The sequence below is a fragment of the Falsiroseomonas stagni DSM 19981 genome, from assembly GCF_900114315.1.
Taxonomy (GTDB): domain Bacteria; phylum Pseudomonadota; class Alphaproteobacteria; order Acetobacterales; family Acetobacteraceae; genus Falsiroseomonas; species Falsiroseomonas stagni.
The window spans coordinates 21,279-44,037 of the sequence record NZ_FOSQ01000021.1 but is presented as its reverse complement, the minus strand read 5'-3'; the positions used below and the strand labels follow the sequence as shown (position 1 = coordinate 44,037).

The 22,759-nt window shown below is 69.0% G+C and carries 19 protein-coding genes; 12 read left to right on the top strand and 7 right to left on the bottom strand.

Annotated elements, in window-relative coordinates; genetic code table 11:
* Positions 1-76 precede the first annotated feature (76 nt).
* The 5 genes from BM041_RS28075 (at position 77) to BM041_RS28055 (ending at position 5,111) form a co-directional block, all read left to right on the top strand.
* Positions 77-1,033: an NAD(P)H-dependent flavin oxidoreductase gene (locus tag BM041_RS28075; RefSeq protein ID WP_092963260.1), complete on the top strand. Its 957-nt coding sequence runs from the start codon at positions 77-79 to the stop codon at positions 1,031-1,033.
* Positions 1,030-2,211, top strand: a complete 1,182-nt coding sequence (locus BM041_RS28070; RefSeq protein ID WP_092963233.1) for a CaiB/BaiF CoA transferase family protein — start codon at positions 1,030-1,032, stop codon at positions 2,209-2,211. The genes BM041_RS28075 and BM041_RS28070 overlap by 4 nt, the downstream gene beginning before the upstream one ends.
* Positions 2,208-2,948 carry an enoyl-CoA hydratase/isomerase family protein gene (locus BM041_RS28065; protein WP_092963232.1) on the top strand — a complete coding sequence of 247 codons (741 nt, stop codon included), beginning with the start codon at positions 2,208-2,210 and terminating at the stop codon, positions 2,946-2,948. The genes BM041_RS28070 and BM041_RS28065 overlap by 4 nt, the downstream gene beginning before the upstream one ends.
* Positions 2,945-4,510: an AMP-binding protein gene (locus BM041_RS28060; RefSeq protein WP_092963259.1), complete on the top strand. Its 1,566-nt coding sequence runs from the start codon at positions 2,945-2,947 to the stop codon at positions 4,508-4,510. The genes BM041_RS28065 and BM041_RS28060 overlap by 4 nt, the downstream gene beginning before the upstream one ends.
* Before the next feature lie 151 nt (positions 4,511-4,661).
* On the top strand, positions 4,662-5,111 hold the full coding sequence (locus BM041_RS28055; RefSeq protein WP_245762299.1) for an NUDIX hydrolase: 450 nt from the start codon (positions 4,662-4,664) through the stop codon (positions 5,109-5,111).
* A 6-nt stretch (positions 5,112-5,117) separates the two neighbouring features.
* Here the strand turns inward: BM041_RS28055 and hydA are convergent, their stop codons facing one another.
* The 4 genes from hydA to BM041_RS28035 all read right to left on the bottom strand — a co-directional run bounded on the left by hydA (position 5,118) and on the right by BM041_RS28035 (position 9,147).
* On the bottom strand, positions 5,118-6,584 hold the full coding sequence (gene hydA / locus BM041_RS28050; RefSeq protein ID WP_092963231.1) for a dihydropyrimidinase: 1,467 nt from the start codon (positions 6,582-6,584) through the stop codon (positions 5,118-5,120).
* A gap of 13 nt (positions 6,585-6,597) precedes the next feature.
* Positions 6,598-7,233, bottom strand: a complete 636-nt coding sequence (locus BM041_RS28045; protein ID WP_281244721.1) for an amino acid ABC transporter permease — start codon at positions 7,231-7,233, stop codon at positions 6,598-6,600.
* A 151-nt stretch (positions 7,234-7,384) separates the two neighbouring features.
* Positions 7,385-8,206 carry an ABC transporter substrate-binding protein gene (locus BM041_RS28040; protein ID WP_092963229.1) on the bottom strand — a complete coding sequence of 274 codons (822 nt, stop codon included), beginning with the start codon at positions 8,204-8,206 and terminating at the stop codon, positions 7,385-7,387.
* Between the two features lie 29 nt (positions 8,207-8,235).
* Positions 8,236-9,147: a dihydrodipicolinate synthase family protein gene (locus BM041_RS28035; protein ID WP_092963228.1), complete on the bottom strand. Its 912-nt coding sequence runs from the start codon at positions 9,145-9,147 to the stop codon at positions 8,236-8,238.
* Between the two features lie 68 nt (positions 9,148-9,215).
* Between BM041_RS28035 and BM041_RS28030 the strand changes: the two genes are divergently transcribed.
* From BM041_RS28030 to BM041_RS32115, 7 genes are all read left to right on the top strand, one after another.
* Positions 9,216-12,083 carry an FAD-dependent oxidoreductase gene (locus tag BM041_RS28030; RefSeq protein ID WP_092963227.1) on the top strand — a complete coding sequence of 956 codons (2,868 nt, stop codon included), beginning with the start codon at positions 9,216-9,218 and terminating at the stop codon, positions 12,081-12,083.
* Positions 12,084-12,127: 44 nt separating this feature from the next.
* Entirely contained in the window at positions 12,128-13,246 is a 1,119-nt protein-coding gene (locus tag BM041_RS28025; protein ID WP_217648871.1) for a TIGR03364 family FAD-dependent oxidoreductase, read from the top strand.
* Entirely contained in the window at positions 13,243-14,034 is a 792-nt protein-coding gene (phnX, locus tag BM041_RS28020) for a phosphonoacetaldehyde hydrolase (protein ID WP_092963225.1), read from the top strand. The genes BM041_RS28025 and phnX overlap by 4 nt, the downstream gene beginning before the upstream one ends.
* A 103-nt stretch (positions 14,035-14,137) precedes the next feature.
* Complete coding sequence (locus BM041_RS28015; RefSeq protein WP_092963224.1) at positions 14,138-15,157, top strand: putative 2-aminoethylphosphonate ABC transporter substrate-binding protein; 1,020 nt, start codon at positions 14,138-14,140, stop codon at positions 15,155-15,157.
* 10 nt (positions 15,158-15,167) lie between these two features.
* Positions 15,168-16,289: an ABC transporter ATP-binding protein gene (locus tag BM041_RS28010; protein ID WP_092963223.1), complete on the top strand. Its 1,122-nt coding sequence runs from the start codon at positions 15,168-15,170 to the stop codon at positions 16,287-16,289.
* Entirely contained in the window at positions 16,282-17,988 is a 1,707-nt protein-coding gene (locus BM041_RS28005) for a putative 2-aminoethylphosphonate ABC transporter permease subunit (RefSeq protein ID WP_092963222.1), read from the top strand. Before BM041_RS28010 ends, BM041_RS28005 begins: the two co-directional genes overlap by 8 nt.
* A 200-nt stretch (positions 17,989-18,188) precedes the next feature.
* Positions 18,189-18,946, top strand: a protein-coding gene (locus tag BM041_RS32115; protein ID WP_092963257.1) for an IS5 family transposase whose coding sequence is annotated in 2 segments (ribosomal slippage) — positions 18,189-18,525 and positions 18,525-18,946 — 759 coding nt in all. Because the reading frame shifts where the segments join, the coding sequence is not laid out codon by codon here.
* 39 nt (positions 18,947-18,985) lie between these two features.
* On the opposite strand, the gene BM041_RS27995 is transcribed toward BM041_RS32115, so the two are convergent.
* The 3 genes from BM041_RS27995 to BM041_RS27985 all read right to left on the bottom strand — a co-directional run bounded on the left by BM041_RS27995 (position 18,986) and on the right by BM041_RS27985 (position 22,676).
* Positions 18,986-19,996 carry a S1C family serine protease gene (locus tag BM041_RS27995; RefSeq protein ID WP_245762296.1) on the bottom strand — a complete coding sequence of 337 codons (1,011 nt, stop codon included), beginning with the start codon at positions 19,994-19,996 and terminating at the stop codon, positions 18,986-18,988.
* Between the two features lie 9 nt (positions 19,997-20,005).
* Entirely contained in the window at positions 20,006-20,236 is a 231-nt protein-coding gene (locus BM041_RS27990) for a hypothetical protein (protein WP_092963220.1), read from the bottom strand.
* Positions 20,237-20,501: 265 nt separating this feature from the next.
* On the bottom strand, positions 20,502-22,676 hold the full coding sequence (locus BM041_RS27985; protein ID WP_281244717.1) for a malate synthase G: 2,175 nt from the start codon (positions 22,674-22,676) through the stop codon (positions 20,502-20,504).
* Positions 22,677-22,759 lie beyond the last annotated feature (83 nt).

Here is a 22,759-nt window from a genome sequence, read left to right as displayed (position 1 = left end):
TCCCTGGTGGTTGACAATATCAACCAATATCGTCGACACCGACAAGAGCCTACCGGGGGACCGCCAGATGGACAGCATGGGATTCCGATCGCGCCTGCCGCGGCTCCTCGGCATTCGCCACCCGATCATCCAGGGCGGCATGAGCTGGGCCTCGTCGAGCCCCGCCCTGGCGCTGGCGGTGAGCCGGGCGGGCGGGCTCGGGGTGATCGCGGCGGGGCCGATGCGGCCCGACGATCTGTTGACGGCCATCCGTGCCGTCCGCGCCGGTACCGATGCGCCCTTCGCGGTCAACGTGCCCCTCTACAACAAGCGGTCGGCGGAGTTCCTGGACATCGCGGCGGCGGAACGGGTGCCGGTGATGATCGGCAGCCAGGGCGGGCCGCGCGGGCATGTCGAGCGCTTCCAGCGCCTTGGTGCGAAGTGGCTGCATGTGGTGGCGGCGCCCGAACATGCGGTGAAGGCGGAGGCCGCGGGCGTGGATGCGCTGATCGTCGTGGGAGGGGAGGCCGGTGGGCATCCGCCGCCGAATGAGGTTTCGACCCTGGTGCTGGTGCGCGCCGTCGTGAAGGCAGTGACCATTCCCGTCATCGCCGCCGGCGGCATCGCCGATGGCGCGGGCATCTGCGCCGCCTTTGCGCTGGGGGCGGAAGGTGCGCAGCTCGGTACGCGCTTCCTGATGACGCGGGAGGCGACGGTGCATGATGCCTACAAGGATACCGTGCTGAAGGCCGGCATCGCGGATACGACGCTGGTCGGGCGACAGGGGCTGCCGATCCGGCAACTGAAGAACGCCTTCTCCGCGCAGATGGAAGCCGCGGAGCGTGAGGGCGCCACGAAGGAAGCGCTCGACGCCCTGTTCAAGTCGCGCAGCCTGAAGGATGCGGCGCTGGATGGTGACGTGACGCATGGCAAGACGGAGGCCGGGCAATCCGCTGGCCTGATCGACGATATCCCCGGCGCGGAGGAACTCGTGGCGCGCCTGGTGCGGGAGGCCGAGGCGATGCGCCTCCGCCTAGCGGGAGAGCCCGCATGAAGCCATTGGAGGGGGTGCGGATCCTCGACCTGTCCCGCGTGCTCGCCTGCCCTTTCGCCACCATGCTGCTGGCGGAGATGGGCGCTGATGTCATCAAGGTGGAGCAGCCGGGCACGGGCGACGAAACGCGGAGCTTCGAGCCTTTCTTCGATTTCGGCGTCAGCGGCTACTACCTCGCCTGCAATCGCGCCAAGCGCAGCATTACCGTCGACATGCGCAAGGAAGGCGGGCGCCAGGTGATCCGGGACCTGGCCGCGCGTGCTGATGTGGTGGTGGAGAATTTCCCGACCGGCGCGCTGAAGCGGCGGGGGCTCGACTACGCGTCGCTGAAGGCGGTCAATCCGCGGCTTGTCTATCTGTCCTGTACCGGCTTCGGCCAGACCGGCCCTTATGCGAAGCGCAAGGGCTACGACACCGTCTTCCAGGCCATGGGCGGGTTGATGGGGTTGACGGGGGAGCGTGGCGGCGGGCCGGTGAAGCCGGGACTGCCGGTGGCGGATCTCACCTCCGGCCTGTGGGTCGCCATCGGGCTGCTGGCGGCGCTGCGCGGGAGGGACGCGACAGGGCAGGGGGCACATGTCGATTTCAGCATGCTGGACGGCCAGGTTGCGCTGCTGACCATAGCGGCCGCGCGCCTGTTCGCGCTGGGGGAAGTGCCGCCACGGCTCGGTACGGAACATCCCGGCCGCGTGCCGACCGCCAGCTTCCAGTGCCGCGACGGCCGCTTCCTGCACATCACCGCAAGCGACCAGCACTGGGCCCCGCTTTGCACCGCGCTCGGCCTGCATGATCTGCTGGAGGATGCCGCGCTTTCGACCAATGCCGGCCGCCTGGCGCAGCGGGACCGCGTGATGGCGGCGATGACGGCGGCCATGGCGGCGCTGACGCGGGCGGAGGCAGTGGCCGCGCTGGATGTCGTCGATGTCCCCAACGGCCCCGTGCTGGCGCTGGATGAGGTCGTGGCCGACCCGCATGTCCAGGCGCGCGGCTGCATCACGGAGGTGCCGCATGGCGAAGCGCGGTACCCCGCGCTGCGCCTGCCCTTCCGCTTCGACGGCTTCGACGACCCCGTGCCGCGACCTGCGCCACCGCTTGGCGCGGATACGGATGGCATCCTCTCCGAACTCGGCTACGACACCGCGCGCATCGCCGCGCTGCGCGAGGAATCCGCGATATGACCGACGACGTCCTGATCTACGACGCGAATGACGGGCTGGTGACGCTGACGCTGAACCGCCCCGCAGCGCGCAACGCATTGAACACGGCACTCGCGGAAGCCCTCGCCGCCGCCTGCCGCCGCGCCACCGCGCAGGCCGCGAAGATGGTCGTCATCCGCGCCAACGGCCCCGTCTTCTGCGCCGGCGCGGACCTCAAGGAACGCCAGGGAATGACGGATGATGCCGTCCGCGCCCGCCGCGTGAAGGGTTTTCTGGCGTATGACCTGATCGAGCGTCTGCCCATGCCGAGCGTCGCGGTGGTTGAGGCCCCCGCCATCGGATCGGGCGTCGAGATCGCCGGCGCCTGCGACTTCATCATCGCGACCCCCAAGGCCAGCTTCAGGACGCCGGAGGCGCTGTGGGGCACGGTGGGCGCGACACAGCGCCTGCCCCGCATCCTCGGCAAGCGTCTGGCGAAGGACATGATGTTCACCGGCCGTACCCTGACGGCGGAGGAAGCGCTGGCCGCTGGTTTCGTGACGCGGCTGCTGGCCCCCGAAGCGCTGGAGGCCGCGCTGGCGGAGATCACGACGACAATCCTCAAGGCGCCGGTGACGGGCCTCGCGCTCGCCAAGCGCAGCATCGACGAAGGCCTGGAACGCGATCCGCGCGGCGCCCTGGCGACGGAACTGTTGGCCATCGAGGAAAGCCTGGCGGCCGCCGAATGGCGCAAGACCATGTCGGGCTTCGGATCATGAGCTGGACCCGGCGCCTTGCCGACTTCCTCGACTCCAACGCGCAGGAACGCGGCGGTGACGAAGCGGTGGTCGCCCGTGACGCCCGCCTGACCAACGCCGCGCTGCGCGACGAAGCCCACGCCATCGCGCGCAGCCTGCTGGCGCGCGGCATCGGCAAGGGCGACTTCGTCGGCCTGCTCATGGGCAACGACGCGCGCTGGGTCAGCAGCTTCTACGCCTGCGCCCTGATCGGCGCCGTCACCGTGCCCATCAACACCCGTTTCAAGGCGCCCGAGATCGCCTTCGCCTTGTCCCGTGCCAAGTGCAAGGCCGTGCTGCTGTCAGGCAGTTTCCTCGGTATCGACTTCGCCGCGGCGGTGCGGCAGGTGGCGCCTGAACTGCCGGACCTGCAACACATTGTCATCAGCGGGGAGCCCTCCTGGGACCATTTCTGCGCCACGCAGGCCCCCGAAGCCGCACTCGACGCCGCCATCGCGCAGGTCGGCGCCGATGATCCGCTGCTGGTGCAGTACACCTCCGGCACCACCGCCCACCCCAAGGGGGTGCTGCTGACGCACCACAACATGCTCCGCAACGCCACCGTCTGCGCAGCAAAGCTCGGCGTCCGCGGTGACGATCGCTACCTCAACTGCCGCCCCTTCTTCCACGTCGCGGGATCGACGCTCTCGCTCCTCGTCTGCCTCGTCACCGGTGCCACGCTTGTCACGCCGCCGACCTTCGAGGCCGGGGAGGCGCTGGCTCTCCTGGAGCGCGAGCGCTGCACCGTCACCTCCGGCAATGACGCGATCTTCCAACTCATGCTCTCCCACCCATCCTTCGATCGCACGCGCATCCACCTCCGTGGCGGTTGGGCGGCGGCGGGGCCGGAGACGATGCGCCGGATCGTGGAGGAGATGGGCGTGCGCGACCTCTGCTGGGCCTATGGCCTCAGCGAGGCCTCGCCCAACGTCGCCCTCTCCGACCACCGCGAACCCGTCGCCGCCCGCATCGCCGGCGGCGCCTTGCCGCATGAAGGGCTGGAGGTCCGCATTGCCCACCCGGAGACCTTCGTGCCGTTGCCGTCCGGGGCGGCCGGCGAGATCCAGGTGCGGGGCTGGTCGGTGATGAAGGGCTACCTGAACGACCCCGAGAACTCGGCAAAAGCCTTCACGCCGGACGGATTCCTGCGCACCGGGGACCTCGGCACGTTGGACGCCGGCGGGCGCCTGCGCATGGTGGGGCGCATCAAGGATGTGATCCGTGTGGGCGGGGAGAATGTCGCGCCGGCCGAGGTGGAGGAGGTGCTGTCCTCCCACCCCGCGGTCGCGCTCGCGCAGGTGGTTGGCGTGCCCGATGCGCGCCTCGGGGAGGTCTGCGCCGCCTTCGTGCAGTTGCGCGTTGGCGCCAGCATCGAGGCTGCCGATCTGCTGGCCTGGCTCAAGCCGCAGATCGCCAACTTCAGGCTGCCTCGACACCTGCGTGTCGTGAAGGATTTCGAGGCCATCGGCATGACGGCCAGCGGCAAGGTGCAGAAGGTGAAGCTGCGGATCCATGCCCTGGAGGTCCTCGGCCTGTCTTCGTGACAGCTCCATGAATTTGCGTGTTGTATGCTGAAATCGCGGTCTGCCCTTAATCTCCTCTTCACATTGGCCCCACGATTCTCCATGTGAAATCAACGGGGTCTCCCGGGCCATGCGGCCCGGGATCCGGCCTGGTTGGGGAACGGGGCTGGCAATGCCTGATGGAATGATGCTGGGCGGCGGAACGCCCGCCGGCGAACTGCGCCGCCAATGCGCCGCGGTGCCTCTGCTGGGCGCCGCCGGCGACCTGCGGGTGGTGCTGGTGACAAGCCGGGAGACTCGGCGCTGGGTGGTGCCAAAGGGCTGGGTGGAGCCGGGCGAGGCGCCCCATGTCAGCGCGGCGCGGGAGGCCTTCGAGGAAGCGGGACTGGAGGGGGAGGCCGAGGCCGATCCGCTGGGTATCTATGCCTATGACAAGCGCAAGGCGAATGGCGTGCTGCTGCCCTGCGAGGTGCTGGTCTTCCGCTACCGCGTGAACCGCCTTCTGTCCGAATGGCCGGAACGCCACCAGCGCGAACGGCGCCTGTTCCGGCCGGAAGCCGCGGCCGCGCTGGTGTTGGAACCCGACCTCGCCAGGCTGCTGCGCAGCCTGGCGACCGGCTGACCCGCCCTATGCCCCGAAACCGTCCGGCGTGATGCCGCGCGGCTTCACCATGTCGTAGGGCCCGCGCGGCAGGAACCGGCCCGTGCCGGGTTCCGCCTGCACCTTGCCATCGCGCATCACGACTTCGCCCCGGCGGATCGTGCTGATGGGCCAGCCCGTGACCTCCAGCCCTTCATAGGGCGTGTAGTCGATGGCGTGCTGCATCAGCGCGTTGGTGATGGTCACCTTCTTCGCGGGGTCCCATAGCACGAGGTCGGCATCGGCGCCGGGCTGGATGGCTCCCTTCTTCGGATAGAGCCCCATCAGCCGCGCCGGATTGGTGCTGGTCAACTCCACGAATTTCTCGATGGAGATGCGGCCCTTGGAGACGCCCTCGCTGAAGATGATGGGCAGGCGGGCGGCGAGGCCCGGGATGCCGTTCGGGATCTTCTCGAAGCTCGCATCGCGCCCCGCCGAGCCCTTCCCCTTGTCGCCTTCATAGCTGAAGCCGCAATGGTCGGAGGAGACGATATCGAGTGTCCCGCGCCGGATCATCTCCCATATCCGCGCATGCTCCGCCGTATCGCGTGGCGCCGGGCTGCACATGAACTTCGCGCCCTCGAAGCCCGCGCGGTCCATATCGGCCGCCGTCAGCGTGACGTATTGCGGGCAGGTCTCACCCCACACCTTCACGCCGCGTGCCTGGGCGCGGGCAATCTCCTCCGCCGCATCTTCGCAGGAGACGTGGAAAACCTGGATCGGCTGATCGACCAACTCCGCCAGCGCGATGGCGCGGTGGGTCGCTTCGCGCTCGACGACGCGGGGGCGAGACCAGGCGTGGTATTTCGGGGCGGTCATCCCGGCATCCAGCAGCGCGCGCGTGCGCCAGCCGATGGCGTCGAAATTCTCGCAATGCACGGTGACGAGGCAGCCATGCTCCCGCGCCGCCAGCAGCACCTTGATGTATTCGGCATCGCCGAGATGCAGCGGTTCATAGGTCAGGAAGACCTTGAGGCTGCGCACGCCTTCCGCGACCAGCTTCGGCACTTCCTGCTTCATCACGACGTCGGTCGGGTCGCTGATGATCTGGTGGAAGGCGAAGTCCAGCATGCCCGTCTCGCCGCGCTTGCGGGCATCGACATAGCGTTCCCAGACACCGAAGCCCTTCCACTGCGGGATGAAGCAGACCACGCTGGTGGTGCCACCGGCGAAGGCGCTGGTGGAGGCGGTGACGAAGCTTTCCTCGTTGACCGTGATCTGCGGCTCGCCGTCGCTCATCGTGTAGCCGCCGCGCGACGTCTCCTCGATGTGGCAGTGGCTGTCCACGCCGCCGGGCAGCACCAGCAGCCCGCCCGCATCGATGACCTGGGCGGCATCCGTGATGCTTTCCGCGATCGCGGCAATGCGACCATCCTTGATGCCGATGTCGCAGCGCGTCACGCCGAAGCTGGTGGCGACCTGCCCGCCGCGGATGGCGATGTCGTAGGTGCTCATATCGTTGGCTCCTCTATCGTCGGTCTGCTGCATGGCCGGCATAGGCGCGGCCATAGCGTTTCTCGAGCTGCCGCTGCACCAGTTCCCAGGCGGTGGTCATCACCAGATACCAGCAGGCCGCGGCGATGAAGAGTTCCAGCACCAGGAACTTCTCCTGGATCAGGATCTGCGTCCGGCGCAGCAATTCCTCCATGGAGATCACGCTGGCGACGGAGGTGGTCTTCAGCAGCCCGTTCACGCTGTTGCCCAACGGCGGGATGATGATGCGGAAGGCCTGCGGCCAGGTGATGGTGCGGAAAACCTGCGTGCGGGATAGGCCGAGCGCCAGGCCCGCTTCCCGCTGGCCGCTGCCGACGGCCGAGATGCCGGACCGCACGATCTCGCTGAGATAGGCGGCTTCGTTCAGCGCGAGGCCGAGCAGGGCGGCGGTGGTGACGCTGAAGCGGATGCCGAAGAGCGGCAGGCCGGTATAGATGATCAGCAGCTGAACCAGCAGCGGCGTGCCGCGGAAGATCCAGCAGTAGAAGCCAGCTACTGCCGCCAGCGGCTTGTTGCCCGACAGCCGCATCAGCGCGATCAGCACGCCTAGCACGAGGCCGCAGAGGAGGGAGGCGGCCGTCAACCACAGCGTGGTGAGAGCGCCTTCCAGGAGATAGGCATTGAAGAGGTAGTCGAGGAACCCCGACCAGGACCAGATATGGATGGGTAGGCTCCTGCTTGTTCGATGATGCCGGCCCCGCCTGCGCGGGGCCGGGTGTCCTCATGGGTGCCAGCCCCGCCGAGGCGGGGCCGGCTGGGCCTTATTGCGGCCCCACGATCTCGAAGGTGCCGGTCCACTTGCTGGCCCCGTAGCGGTCGAACAGCCGATCATACCAGCCATCCGCGCGCATTTCCGTCATCACCGTGGCGACGGCATTCGCCAGCGTGCGGCTGCGGAAGTTCAGGCTGGCAGGGCTGGGGTAAAGGCCGAACAGCACGCGGGAAAATTCGCCGCGCTGATCGTATTCCGCTGCCACGGCATCGACATTCGTCACCGCTTCAACCTGGCCCGCGCGCAGCGCCTGGAAGGCGATGGCGAAATTGTCGAAGGTACGGATGTTCAGCGGCCGCAGGCCCTTGGCCTGGAGCTCCGTGCTGATCTGGCGCGTGCGCGCTTCCTCGAAGCCGCCAAGCTCCACGCCGATCGTGCGGCCGGCCAGGTCATCCACACTGCGGATGTTGAGCGGGTTGCCACGCGCGGCGGAGATGGCGATGGCCTGGTTCTCGTAGCGCAGCATCTGCATGATGCGCGCCCGCTCCTCCGTGTAGAAGGTGCCGGTGTTGATCATGTCCCAGCGCCGGGCGGCCAGGCCCGGGATCATCGCGCTGAACTCGATCCGCACCCATTCCGGCGTCAGGCAGAGCCGGCGCGCGATCTCCACGCCGAGTTCGAAGCGAAGGCCCTGGAGCTGGCCCTGCGCATCCACGTATTGCAGCGGGCGCAGAGTCGGGTTGATCGACATCACCAGCGTGCGCGGCTTGATGAGTTCGCTGTCGGCGACGCGCGGCGTGCAGGCCGGCGTCTGGGCGAAGGCGGGCGTGGCGAAGGCGGCGAGGGCCGCGGCAAGCAGAAGGCGACGCATGGTGGGAACTCCCTGTTGAGCGGTTGACGTCAGGCGGCCTGTCGGGCCCCTTCGGAAAGCAGGCCGAGCTTCTGCAGAACGGCGGACAGCGCGGCGGTATCGGCGCCCGGCAGCGGCAGCCGCGGCGGCCGCGGATCACCCATGCTCATGCCCATCAGCCGGAAGCCCATCTTGGTGCCACTGACGTAGCGGGGGCCGCCGACGAAGGGCAGCAGCGGCATCAGCTTGCGGTATAGCGGCAGCGCCTTGTCCATGTCCTTGTCGAAGGCCGCGGCGTGGAACATCTCCGTGGAAAGCTTCGGCGCGAGGTTGCTGCACACCGCGACCCAGCCGATGGCGCCGAGCCAAGCGCTTTCATAGCCCAGCACGCCGGCGAAGACCTCCATGCGATGGCCGCAGAGATCCACGATGTCACGCACGCGCGTGACTTCCAGCGTGCTTTCCTTGACGTATCTGCAGTTCGGGATGCGGGATATCTCGGCCAGCATCGCTGCCGTCATGTCCACATTCGCCGTCGCCGGGTTGTTGTAGACCATGATGGGAATGCCGATCGCCTGCGCCACCGTGTCGTAGTGGTGCATCAACTCCGGCAGTGTCGGCACGGAATAGAAGGGCGGGATGATCATCACGCCATCGGCACCGAGCGCTTCCGCTTCCTTCGAGGTGCGCACCACTTCCCGCGTATCCTCGGCGCCTGTGCCGATCAACACGGGCACGCGGCCCGCGGCGGTACGCACGACCGTCTCCACGATCTGCGTGCGTTCGTCGGGGGAGACGGACAGGAATTCGCCGGTGGAGCCGAGCGGGATCAGGCCGCGTATACCTTCGCGGATCTGGAATTCCACCAGCCGCTCCAGCGCCTTGACATCGACGGCGCTGCCATCTTCCGTGAAGGGCGTGATCAGAACGGTGTAGCAGCCGCGAAAAGGCTCGCCGGCCATCGATTGGCTCCCATGTCTCAAGTGGGCAGCATCCAGCCCAGTTTCCGCGAAAGCATCAAGCCCACTCCATGCGCCTGACCCATCCGGACATCCATCCCGCTGCCGAAGCCGTGGGCATCACCTTCGATGGCCGCCCGATTCCCGCGCTGCCCGGGGAGACGGTGGCAGCCGCGCTCTCGGCGGCTGGCGAGATGGTGTTGCGGTATACGGCATCCAGCGCGCCGCGCGGCCTGCATTGCGGCATGGGTGCCTGCTTCGATTGCCTGGTGACGATCGACGGCCGCGCCAACCAGCGCGCCTGCCTGGCGAAGGTGGAGCCCGGCATGCGCGTGGAGCGCGCGGCCCCGGAACGCCCCGCGCCGCTCGCGCCCCTCGCCGAGCACCAGGCGGAGCAGCGGGGCTGCGACGTGCTGGTGGTGGGCGCGGGTCCCGCCGGCCTCTCCGCCGCCATCGCCGCGGCGGAAGCGGGTGCAAGCGTGATCGCGCTGGATGAGCGTGACGCTCCGGGCGGGCAGTACCTGAAGCCGCTGTCGAAAAGCCACCGCCACGCCGCGCCGGACCGCCAGTTCCGCCAGGGCGACGCGCTGCGCGACCGCGCGAAGGCCGCCGGCGTGACGTTCCACTTCGGCGCCACCGTCTGGGGCGGATTCTCGGAGCACGAGATCGCTGCCCTGGTCGAGGGCCGCAACGTGCTGTTCCGCCCCCGCCGACTGGTGATCGCCGCCGGTGCGCATGAGCGGCCCGTGCCCATCCCTGGCTGGACCCTGCCGGGCGTGATGACCACGGGCTGTCTTCAGACCCTCGCCCGCGCCAACCGCGTCTCCCCCGGCGAACGCGTGGTGATCGCGGGCAACGGCCCGCTCAACCTGCAATTGGCCTGCGAATTGGTGGAGGGCGGCGTGCAGGTTGCCGCCGTGCTGGAAGCCGCGCCGAAGCCTGGTTTCCTCGAATGGCGCCAGGCGCTCCGCCTTGCCGCGAAGGCGCCGGACCTTGCCTGGGACGGAGCCCGCTACCTCGCCACGCTGAAGCGCGCCGGCGTCCCCCTGATCTGGGGTGCCACGCCCGTCGCCGCCGAAGGGGAGGGCCGCTTCGCCCGCCTCCGCGCCGCGACCCCCAGCGGCGAGATCACGATCGAGGCCGATGCCTTGGCGCTCAACCTCGGCTTCCAGCCGGAGACGGGGCTCGCCCGCGCACTGGGCTGCGCGCATCGCTTCCAGGATTCGGGTCTCGGAAGGCTGGAGACCGTCACCGACGATGACGGCCGCACCAGCCTGCCCGCCATCTTCGCGGTCGGCGATGGCGCGCAGGTCGGCGGATCGCGCATCGCGCTCGCGCGCGGCCGTCTCGCGGGGCTCGCCGCCGCGCGGGATCTGCTGCCGGATGTGCCGGAGGACGCCGCCTCCCGCCGCGCCCTGGCCCGCGCCATCGACTTCCAGGATGCGCTGTGGCGCTTCTTCGCCGTGCCGCCCTTCGACGTGACGGCCATCGCCGACACCACCCTGGTGTGCCGGTGTGAGGAAGTCACTGCTGGCACGCTGCGCGCCGCCAGGGCCGAGGGCGCCTGTTCGCTGGGTGCCGTGAAGAAGGCGACGCGCGCCGGCATGGGCCGCTGCCAGGGCCGGATGTGCGGCGCCACCGTCGCCCGCCTGGTCGGCGCCTCGGAGGAAGCCGGCTTCGCCGCCCCCCGCGCGCCTCTCAAGCCCGTGCCCGCCATCGCGCTGGCCATGGAGAAGCCGGAATGGGAGGAAGGCCCCTCCGCCGATCCCGGCCCGACCGCCCCCGCGCAGCGCGCGCCGCTGACCGGTGAGACGCGGGATTGCGAGGTCCTTGTCATCGGCGGCGGCGCCCTCGGCCTTTCCACCGCGCTCGCCTGCGCCCGCGAAGGCATGGACGTGCTGGTGGTGGAACGCGCGGAGCCCGGCCAGGGCGCCACCACCGCCAATGCCGGCAGCCTCCATGTCCAGCTCCACGCCTATGACAGCGCCGGCGCGGCGGAGGGGCCGGACAGCGCTGCCGCCCAGGTGCTCGCCATCGGCCCCGAAAGCATCCGCCTGTGGCGTGCGATTGCGGCGCAGGAGGGCGAGGCGCTCGGCATCCGCACCGAGGGCGGGATCATGCTGGCGGAGACGGCGGCGCAGATGCGGGCGCTGACCGACAAGGTCGCGATGGAGCGGCAGTTCGGCCTGGCCAATGACGTGCTTGGCCCCAATGAGCTTTACGCCTTGGCGCCCTATTTGGCCCCGGGCTTTGCCGGCGCCGCCTTCTGCCCGGATGAGGGCCAGATGGACCCTCTGCGCGGCCTCACCGTGCTGCTGCGCGCCGCCACCCGCGCCGGCGTGCGCATCCGCCCCGGCACAGCCATCGCCGCCATCGCGCGGGAGGGGAGCGGCTTCGTCGCGGAAACGGCCGACGGCCTGCGCATCCGCGCCGGCCAGGTGGTGAACGCGACCGGGCCCTGGGCCGGGCAACTCGGCGCCATGCTGGGCGCACCGATCCCCGTGCGCGCGGCCGTGCAGCAGGTCATGGCGACGGAGGCGTCGGGCACCGAGATCATGCGCCACCTCATCCTCCATTCCGGGCGGCACCTTTCCGTCAAGCAGGGCGATGCGGGGCATCTGGTGATCGGCGGCGCCTGGCCCGGCGTGACGGATGCGGCCGGCCGACCGCGCAACCTCCGCGCCTCGATCGAGGGCAACCTCTACGTCGCCCGCACCGTGCTGCCCGCCATGGCCGGGCTCCATGTCATCCGCGTCTGGACGGGGGTGAATGTTCAGGTGCCGGGGCCGATCATCGGCGCCGATTCCCGCGTGCCCGGCCTGCACCACGCCGTCACCTTCAATGGCTGGACCCTCGGCCCCATCGCCGGGCAGCTGGTGGCAGATGGCATCAGGGGGCGGATGGGGGCGCCGCGCGTCTTCTCCCCCAATCGCTTCTGAATTGTCCCTTGTGCGGTTGCGGCACCGTGCCGATGCTGCACCGCATGCAAGACACGCGCTTCGACCTCCTCGTCATCGGCCACGGCATCGTGGGGCTCGCCCATGCGCTGAAGGGGGCGCAGGCGGGGCTGAGGGTGGGGGTCCTGGATCGGGATGTGCGGGCCAACGGCGCCTCCATCCGCAATTTCGGCTTCGTGACCGTCACCGGCCAGGGCGCGCCGGATACCTGGCGCCGCGCCCGCCACGCCCGCGATGTCTGGGCCGATGTCGCGCCCAAGGCGGGCATTCCCGTGATTCATCGCGGCACCCTGATGGCCGCCCGCCGGCCCGAGGCCGTCGCCGTCATCGAGGAATTCGCCGCCGGCCCGATGGGGGAAGGCTGCACGGTGCTGCGCCCCGGCGCGCTGCCGGACCCTCTGCGTCAGGACGGCGCCGTGCGGGCCGCGCTGCATTCGCCGCATGAACTGCGGGTGGAAAGCCGCGACGCCATCCCGAAGCTGCGCGCCTGGATGGCGGCCGCCCTCGGCGTGACCTTCATGCCCCAGCGCGTCGCGCTCTCTGTCTCCACTGGCCGGGTGGAGACGCCGCAGGGGACGCTCCACGCCGACCGGATCGCGGTCTGTCCTGGCACGGATCTTGTCTCCCTGTTCCCCGATGCTTTCGCGAAGCGGCAGGTGACGCTCTGCAAGCTGCACATGCTGCGCCTTGCCGACCCTGGCTGGCGGCTGCCGGCGGCGGTGATGAGCGACCTCGGCCTGCATCGCTACCGCGGCTACCATGGCTGCCCCTCGCTGCCCGCGCTGCGCGCCGAGCTCGCGCGGGACCAGCAGTTGCATCTCGACAACGGGGTGCACCTCATCGTCGTGCAATCCGCGGACGGGTCGCTGGTGGTCGGCGACAGCCACCACTACGACCCCACCCCCGATCCCTTCCAGCCGGAGGCGGTGGATGCGCTGATCCTCGACGAATACGCGAAGGTGCTGGGTGCGCCGCCGCCGGTCATCGACCGCTGGATCGGGGTCTATCCCTCCGGCCCCGAGGATGCGTTCTTCGAGGAGGTGGCGCCGGGCGTCATGCTCGTCTCCGTCACCTCCGGCACTGGTGCCTCCACCGCCTTCGGCCTGGCCGCCGATGTCTTCACCACCTGGGGTCTGCCCGCATGATCAAGGCTGTAGTTCTCGACTGGGCCGGCACGGTGCTGGACCATGGCAGCCGCGCGCCCATGGGCGCCTTCGTCGACGCCTTCGCGCAATTCGGCGTCGCCATCTCCATCGCCGATGCGCGCGGGCCGATGGGCATGGCCAAGGCGGACCACATCCGGATGGTCGGCGCGGCGGTGAACGAATCCTGGCGCGCGAAGCACGGTCGGGACTTCAACGAGGCCGATGTGCAGGCGATCTTCGAGGTCTTCGAGCCCCTGAACATCGCGGCCGTCGAGGCCCATAGCGCCCTGATCCCTGGCGCGAGCGAGACGCTGGCGGCGCTGGCGGAACGCGGCATCCGGGTTGGTTCCACCACCGGCTACACCCGGCCGATCATGCAGCGCCTGGCGCCACTGGCCGCCGCGCAGGGCTTCACCCCGGAGATCATGGTCTGCGCGGGCGACCTTGCCGCCGGCCGCCCGGCACCGCTCCAGATGTGGAAGGTGATGGCGGAGATGGGCATCTGGCCGGCCGCTGCCGTGGTGAAGGTGGACGACACGCCGCCGGGAATCGGGGAGGGTCGGCAGGCCGGCACCTGGACCGTGGGGCTCGCGCTGTCCGGCAACATCGCCGGCCTCTCCGCCGGGGAACTCGCCGCGCTGGACGACGCCGAACGCGACGCCATCCGTGACCGCGCGACGGCGGAACTGGTGGGATCGGGCGCCCATCTGGTGATCGACAGCATCGCCGACCTGCCCTGGGCCATCACTGCGATCGAGGAGCGGATGGCGGCGGGAGAAGCGCCTTGACCCCGGATTGACGCGTGACGCCGAACTGAAACACTATCGTCATTACCGCGACGCCAGATCGCGATAGGGCAGGAAACGCGCGCCAGGGAAGGACCCCATTCGCATGCGTTTCGCCTTTATCGCCGCCGGCCTGCTGGCCGTGCTCCCGCTCACCGAGGCCGAGGCGCAGTCCCGGACCCGCCTCACGGTCTACACGGCGCTCGAGAACGAGCAGCTCGCCCCCTTCAAGGCCGCTGCCGAGGCCGCGGTGCGGGATATCGAGGTCGTCTGGGTGCGCGACAGCACCGGCGTCATCACCGCCCGCCTGATCGCCGAACGCCAGAACCCCCGCGCCGACGTCGTCTGGGGCCTTTCCGTCTATTCGCTGCTGCAGATGGAAGCGCTCGAGATGCTGGAGGGCTACACCCCTGCCGGCGCCGATGCGCTGCGCGCCAACATGCGCAGCGACCGCAGCCCGATGACCTGGACGGGCATGGATGCCTTCGTCTCCACCATCTGCTTCAACACGGCCGTCGCCGCGCAGCGCAACCTGCCGCGCCCCACCAGCTGGGCCGATCTGCTGGATCCGCGCTTCCGCAACCAGGTTGCCATGCCCAACCCGTCATCCAGCGGCACCGGCTTCCTGACCGTCGCGGGCTGGATGGGATCGATGGGGGAGGCGAATGCCTGGACCTACATGACCCGCCTGCATGACAACATCCAGGTCTACACCCATTCCGGCAGCGCCCCCTGCAACAATGCCGCCCGCGGCGAGTACGGCGTCGGCATCTCGCTCGACATGCGCGCCGTCACGCTGCGCAACCAGGGCGCGCCGATCGAGGTCATCATCCCGACCGATGGGGTTGGCTTCGACCTGGAAGGCACCGCCATCATGCGTGGTACGCGGAACCTGGATGCGGCGAAGCGGCTGGCCGATTTCGCGGTCTCCCGCCCCGCCATGGAGCAATATGGCCGCTTCTACGCGCTGCTCGCGATGCCGGGCGTGGACGCCACCGTGCGGAACTACCCGCCGGAATTCGCGCAGCGCCTGGTGAATGTGAACTTCCGGGAGACGGCGCTGCAGCGTGACCGGATCCTGCGCGAATGGTCGCAGCGCTTCGACGGCAAGTCGGCGCCGCGCTGAGCGGGCCGGCATGACCGCCCTCGACACGCTGCTGCAGGGCGGCATCCGCCGTGCGGCGACCCAGGCACCGTATCTCGACATCGTCGCTTTGGGGAAGCAGTTCGGCACCTTCGTCGCGCTGAAGGATGTCAGCCTCAGGGTCCGGGAAGGGGAGTTCATCTCCTTCCTCGGCCCCTCCGGCTGCGGGAAGACGACGCTGCTGCGTGCCATCGCGGGGCTTGATCCCGCGACGACGGGCGTGATCCGCCAGGCCGGGAGGGACATCACCGGCCTGCCGCCGGCGGCGCGGGATTTCGGCATCGTCTTCCAGAGCTACGCGCTGTTCCCGAATTTCTCCGTGGCCGACAACATCGCCTACGGCCTGCGCGGCCCCGCCTGGCCGGCGAAGCGCGTCGCCGCGCGCGTGGCCGAGTTGCTCGACCTCGTCGGCCTCGCGGAGCACTCAAAAAGGTATCCGGCGCAGCTCTCGGGTGGCCAGCAACAACGCGTGGCGCTGGCCCGCGCGCTGGCGCCGGAGCCCGGCCTGCTGCTGCTGGACGAACCGCTCTCCGCGCTCGACGCCATCGTCCGCCTGCACCTGCGGCAGGAAATCCGCGCGCTGCAACGCCGCCTCGGCGTCACGACGATCATGGTGACCCATGACCAGGAGGAGGCGATGGGCGTCTCCGACCGGATATTGGTCATGAGCCGCGGCCATGTGCAGCAGGTCGGGACCCCCGAGGAGGTCTACCGCACGCCAGCCACCGCCTTCGTGGCCAGTTTCGTCGGCCGCTCCTCCGCCTTCGACGCGGTGGTGCAGGCGGCGCCGGGCACGATCTCCACCCATGGCATCACCCTGCCCGCGGAGGCGGCGCAGGGCATGCTGTACGGCACCGCCATCCGCGCCTTCGTGCGGCCGGAGGATGTGCGCCTGGGGCCGGCAGCGGAGGGGATGCCTGGCGCCCTGCCGATGCTGGTGACGCATCTGGAGTATCTCGGCCCCACCTGCCGGATCGCGCTGGAACGCGGCGCCTTCCGGCTGGAGGCCGATGCCGCCCCCGACCTGGTCCGGGCGGTCGGCGCGCTGCCGGGGGCGGAGGTGCTGTCCGCCATCCCGCCTGACCGGATCATGGTCTTCCCCGGGGATGAGTGACGTCCTGGCCGGCCCGCTTGTCCGCGTCGAGGCCTCCGCCGACCAGCGCCTGATGCGCGCTGGCCTCTGGCTCGCCGGCGGCTTTCTTCTGTTGGCACTCGGTTTGCCGATGGCGGTGCTGCTGTCGCGGGCCTTCGAGGATCAGTCGGGCCACTTCGTGGGGCTGGCGAACTTCGCCACCTATGTCAGCACGCCGGCATTGCTGCGATCCGCCTGGAACAGCATCTGGACGGCGGCGCTGACCATGGTGATCGTCGTGCCGCTGGCCTTCACCTATGGCTATGCGCTGGCGCGGTCGCGCCTGCCCTTCAAGCCCGTCTTCCGCGCGGTGATGCTACTGCCGATCCTTGCGCCGTCGTTGCTGCCAGCGCTGTCGCTCATCTACCTCTTCGGCAACCAGGGAATGCTGCGCTGGATGCTGCCGATGGAGAACATCTACGGCGCACCCGGCATCATCGTGGCGCAGGTCTTCAGCACCTTTCCCTCCGCCGCCATCATCCTCTCTGTGGCCCTGGCCACGGCGGATGCGCGACTCTACGAGGCGGCGGAGGCGCTGAAGGCTGGCCGCGCGCGTATCTTTGCCACCGTGACGCTGCCGGGCGCCCGCTTCGGCATCGTCTCCGCCGCGGTCGTCACCTTCACGGCCGTTGTCACGGATTTCGGCATCCCGAAGGTGATCGGCGGGCAATTCCCGGTGCTGGCGACCGATGTCTACAAGCAGGTCGTGGGGCTGCAGGACTTCAACATGGGCGCGGTCGTGGGCCTGGTGCTGCTGCTGCCCGCGCTGCTGGCCTTTGCCCTGCAACGCTGGGCGGAGGGCAAGCGGGCCGCGACGCTGACCGGCCGCGCCGTGCCGCTGGTGCCGAAGCGACGCCTGGCTCGGGACCTGCCGCTGACGCTGTTCTGCGTCGCCATGGCCGGCGTGCTGGTCGGCATCGTCGCCGTGGCCGCCTGGGGGTCGCTGGTGCGCTTCTGGCCCTGGAACCTGTCGCTGACCTTGGATAATTACGACTTCGGCCGATTCGACTCCTCCGGCTGGGGCGCGGTCGGTACCTCCATCCGCATGGCGCTGACCACCGCCTGCATCGGCACCGCCATCGTCTTCCTCGGCGCGTATGTCATGGAACGCGCGCCGCGACTGTCGGGCGGGGACGGCGCGCTTCGCGGTGCGGTGGGACTGCTGGCGACCGTGCCGCTGGCGATCCCCGGGCTGGTACTGGGCCTCGCCTACATCCTGTTCTTCAACCACCCCGCCAACCCGCTCGGCTTCCTCTACGGGACGCTGGCGATCCTGGTGCTGAACTCGCTGGTGCATTTCTACACCGTGGGCCACCTGGCGGCGACAACCGCCATCCGCCAGCTGGACCCGGAGTTCGAGGCGGTGGGCGCCAGCCTCAAGGTCCCGGTGTGGGAGACCTTGCGCCGCGTGACGCTGCCGATCTGCCTGCCGGCGATCCTGGAGATCTGGGTCTATCTCTTCGTCACCGCGATGACGACGGTGAGCGGGGTGATCTTCCTCTACGGGCCTGACACCAAGCCGGCCTCGGTCTCTGTCGTCCATATGGATGAGGCCGGCCAGGCCAGCGCCGCGGCCGCCATGGCCTGTGTGCTGCTGGGGGTCGCGATCCTGGCCAAGCTGGCGCAGATGGGGGTGGGGGCGCTGACGGCGCGGCGGACGCAGGGCTGGCGGCGCCGGTGACGCAACCATGGAACCGCTGTTCCGTTCTTGTTATGATCCTGTCGCCGCGCCAGAAGTGCGTCCATGCTCTCGCCGGAAGCGCTGCTAAACCCTTATAATCGGCATAAATGGCACAATCGGTCTAGGATCTGTTGACATTAGGGGATTCCCGATAGCGCGGAAATGCGATTCAACCTTTGCTTCGGCGGAGGTCGGGCGTGGTGCTTCGGGATCGGTTTGTGATCAGCGACGCGGCTTGGGCGCAGGTAGCGCCGCTATTGCCAGGCAAAGTGGGTGATCGTGGCGTAACCGCGAAGGACAATCGGCTGTTCCTGGAAGCGGTGCTCTGGCGGGTGCGAACCGGTCTGCCGTGGCGCGACCTGCCGCCGGAATTTGGCAACTGGAACAGTGTCTTCCAGCGGTTCCGCCGCTGGGTCCGCGCCGGAGTGTTCGAGCGCATCTTTGAGCGATGGTCTGCCGAGCCGGACTTCGAATATGTGCTGATCGACGGCACCATCGTCACCGCTCACCAGAAGGCGAGTGGCGCAAAAGGGGGACTCAGCATCAGGCGATCGGGCGATCCCGCGGTGGCCTGACCACCAAGATCGTGGCGCTTACCGATGCGCTCGGGAACCTCGTCCGCTTCGTGCTGCTGCACGGTCAACGGCACGACACCATCGGCGTACCACCGCTGATTCACGGCGTGGCATTCGGCGCCCTGCTTGGTGACCGCGCCTTCGATGTCGATTGGCTGCGGGCCGACCTCGACGCACGCGGCGCGACCGCGGTCATCCCACCCAAATGCAACCGCAGGGCCTCCATCGCCTACGACAAACACATCTATCGCTGGCGCCACCTCATCGAAAACTGCTTCGCCAAACTCAAGGAGTTCCGAGCCGTCGCCACCCGCTTCTGCAAAACCGACACGAGTTTCCGTGCCACCATCAACCTCGCCGCCGCCATCATCGCTACCCGATAATGTCAACAGACCCTAGTGACCTAAAGGTCACGGAAGCCGTCAGTGCAGCCGTGGCGCCTTCATGAAACTGGTGCGGTCAGCGCTGGTGACGGGCAGGCTGAAGCGGCGGCCATCCCGTTCCACCGCGACCTGCACCGTCACCCCGGCCTGGCCGAGCGACCAGAGGCGCCGCCACAGCGCGGCGAGGTCTGCGGCATCCTCGCCGCCGATTCCGACGATCCGGTCACCCGCCCTGATGCCCGCCTTCTCCGCCGGGCCCTTGCTGGCGACCGAGGCGACGATGATGCCTTCCTCCTGGTCCGCGCAGTAGAGGCCAAGCCAGGGCCGCGCCGGCTTGTTGACGCGCCCGAAACTGGTCATGTCGTCAAGGATCGGGTGCAGCAGCCCGATCGGCACCGCCATGTTGAGGTCGAGCCGCCTGCCCTTCGAATCCCGGTGCTGGAGCACCAGGGACCCGATGCCGATCAGGGACCCGTCCTCCCCGATCAGCGCCGCGCCGCCCCAGGAGGGGTGGGCTGGGGCGGTGAACAACGCTTCCTCCAGCAGATATTCCCAATAGCCGGCGAAGGGTTCCTTCGCGACGATGGAGCACGCCAGCGCGCCACCTTCCGCGGCGTGGCGGCCGGAATGCGGCGCGGCGGCCAGGACCGTGTTCGTGCCGGCTTCCGGCAGGGCCGCGGCGCCGAGAGGAATGGCCGGAGCCTCCAGTCGACCAAGGGCCTGCACCAGGCCAAAGCCTGTCTCGAAATCATAGGCGAGGCCATGGCCCTGGACGACGCGGCCGGTGGCGGTGGTGATCCATATGCTGTCGGCTTCGCCGATCAGGTAGCCGATGGTCAGCACCAGCCCCTTCGCGCCGATCACCACGCCGCTGCCTTCGCGTTCGGTGCCCAGCGTGCGGGCAGAGAAGGCGTCGGCCGGCACCCGCGACTTGATCGACACCACGGATGCCAGGGTGCGCGCCAAGTCGAAGCGGTAGTCGGCCGGGTCGGGCCGCATTTCCGCGGGAATGGTCCAGTCCTCGTCCGCCATCACTGCTTCCGCTGCCAAGGCGGCATACTAGAAGAGCCCGGGGCTGGTGGGAACGCCCCGGCGGTTTCGCGGGGTTGCGGCGGTGGGTTCGGGGGCGGGTAGCGGAGCGGCGGCCGGCGCCGACAGCGCTTCCGCGACCGGGTCGGGCATGATCCGCGGGCAGCGGAAGGCGATCCGGTATTCGTTCGGCCAGATCTCGCTGCGGACGATGTCGAAGCCGCGCTCACGCTGCGCGCAGAAAGCCTGCGCCAGTTCCACGCCCCGCCGCGCCGCCGTGGCGGGGGTGGTGGCGTGTGTCGTCAGGCCGAAGACCTCCGGCGACAGTTCGACTACCTCCGACCGGGTGGCGCAGGCGGCCAGCAGGGGCAGTAGCAGGAAGGCGTATCGGACCAGTGTCGCTCTCCGCAGTGTGATCGCGCTGCGAGGCTAGGGCACCCGTCCTGGCGCCACCAGCCGGAGAATCATGCGGCGGCAGCCTCGAAATACCCTCTCCCCGGCAGGGAGAGGGTTGGGTACGGCGCGGCTAGAGTGCCTTCGCTTCCCGACGCCGCCGCGTGAGAATGAACTCGGTATACCCGTTCGGCTGCGTTGCGCCGTCGAAAACCAGGTCGCAGGCAGCCTTGAAGGCCGGCCCGTCGAAGCCCGGCGCCATGGGCTTGTAGAGTGGGTCGCCAGCGTTCTGGCGGTCCACCACCGCCGCCATCCGCTTCAGCGTCTCCTCCACCTGGGCGCGTGTCACGATGCTGTGGCGCAGCCAGTTGGCGATGTGCTGGCTGCTGATGCGAAGCGTGGCGCGGTCCTCCATCAGGCCGACATCGTTGATGTCCGGCACCTTGGAGCAGCCAACACCCTGGTCCACCCAGCGCACGACATAGCCCAGGATGCCCTGCGCGTTGTTGTCGAGCTCCGCCTGTACGTCCTGTGGTGCCCAGTTGGTGTTGGTGGCGACGGGGACGGTCAGGATGTCCTCCAGCTTCCCGCGGGGGCCGCCGGCCGCAATCTCGGCCTGGCGGGCGGGGACATCCACCTGGTGGTAGTGAAGCGCGTGCAGCGTGGCGGCGGTAGGGGAGGGGACCCAGGCGGTGTTGGCGCCGGCCTTGGGGTGGCCGACCTTCTGGTCCAGCATCGCCGCCATCATGTCCGGCATGGCCCACATGCCCTTGCCGATCTGGGCGCGGCCGCGAAGGCCAGCCGCCAGGCCGACATCGACGTTCCACTCCTCATAGGCCTTGATCCAGGGCAGGCCCTTCATGTCGTTCTTGCGGACGACGGGGCCGGCCTCCATGGCCGTGTGGATCTCATCACCCGTGCGGTCGAGGAAGCCGGTGTTGATGAACACCACGCGGTCCTTCACGGCGCGAATGCAGGCGGCGAGGTTCACCGTGGTGCGGCGTTCCTCGTCCATGATGCCGAGCTTGGCGGTGTAGCGCGGCAGGCCGAGCGCATCCTCGACCCGCTTGAACAGAAGGTCTGCCGCTCGGACCTCATCGGGGCCGTGCATCTTGGGCTTCACGACATAGACGCTGCCGGTGCGGCTGTTCATCCGCTTGCCGCGGCCGGGCGGCTGGATGTCGTGCAGCGCGATGGTGACGGTCACCATGGCGTCGAGCGCGGTTTCCGGAATCTCCTGCCCGTCCAGCGTGACGACATCCGTCATCATGTGGTGGCCGACATTGCGCACCAGCATGACCGAGCGGCCATGCAGCGTGATGGCGCCACCGGCGGGGGTCTTCCACACCCGGTCGGCGTTCAGCCGGCGGGTGATCGTCTTGCCGCCCTTCTCGAGGTCAGCCGTCAGGTCGCCCTTCATCAGGCCGAGCCAGTTCCGATAGACGTCGATCTTGTCGGCGGCATCCACCGCGGCGACGCTGTCCTCGCAATCCATGATCGTGGTCAGCGCGGCTTCCACGACCAGGTCGCTGACGCCTGCCGCATCGTCCCGCCCGATGGCGCTGGTGCGGTCGATATGCAGTTCCATGCGCAGGCCGTTGTTGCCGAGCAGGATGGCGTTCGGTGCCCAGGTCTCGCCCTGGTAGCCCATGCACTGGCCAGGGCGTGCAAGATGCGCCTTGGAGCCGTCCTTGAGTGTCACGACAAGCGTGCCACCCTCGATGGCGTAGCTGACGCTGTCGGCATGGCTGGCGCCGCCGGCGAGCGGCACGGCCTGGTCGAGAACCTTCCGCGCGAAGGCGATGACCTTGGCGCCGCGCTTGGGGTTGTAGCCCTTGCCCTTCTCGGCGCCGTCTGCCTCCGGGATCGCGTCCGTGCCGTAGAGCGCGTCATACAGGCTGCCCCAGCGCGCATTGGCAGCGTTCAGCGCGTAGCGGGCGTTGGAGACGGGGACGACCAGCTGCGGACCGGCCATCGTTGCGATCTCCGCATCGACATCGGTCGTGCCGACGGAGAAAGGCTCAGGCTCCGGCGCCAGATAGCCGATTTCCTTCAGGAAGGCGGTATAGGCGGGCAGGTCCACGGGGCGGGCGGGGTTGGCGCGGTGCCAGGCATCGATCTTCGCCTGCAACTCGTCGCGCTTGGCCAGCAGCTCCGCATTGCGGGGCGCCCATTCGCGCAGGATGGATTCGAAGGAGGACCAGAAGCGCGCGGGATCGATCCCGGTGCCGGGCAGGGCTTCGTCCTCGATGAAGGCGCGGAAGGCGTCCTCCATGCCGAGGTTGCCGATCTTCACGGTCTGGGGCACCGAACCATCTCCTCGCCTGCCTGCCCCGGCGTGCCGGGGTGCTCGTCCGGGCGCCATCTGCGGGCATTTGCTTGATGTGGCAA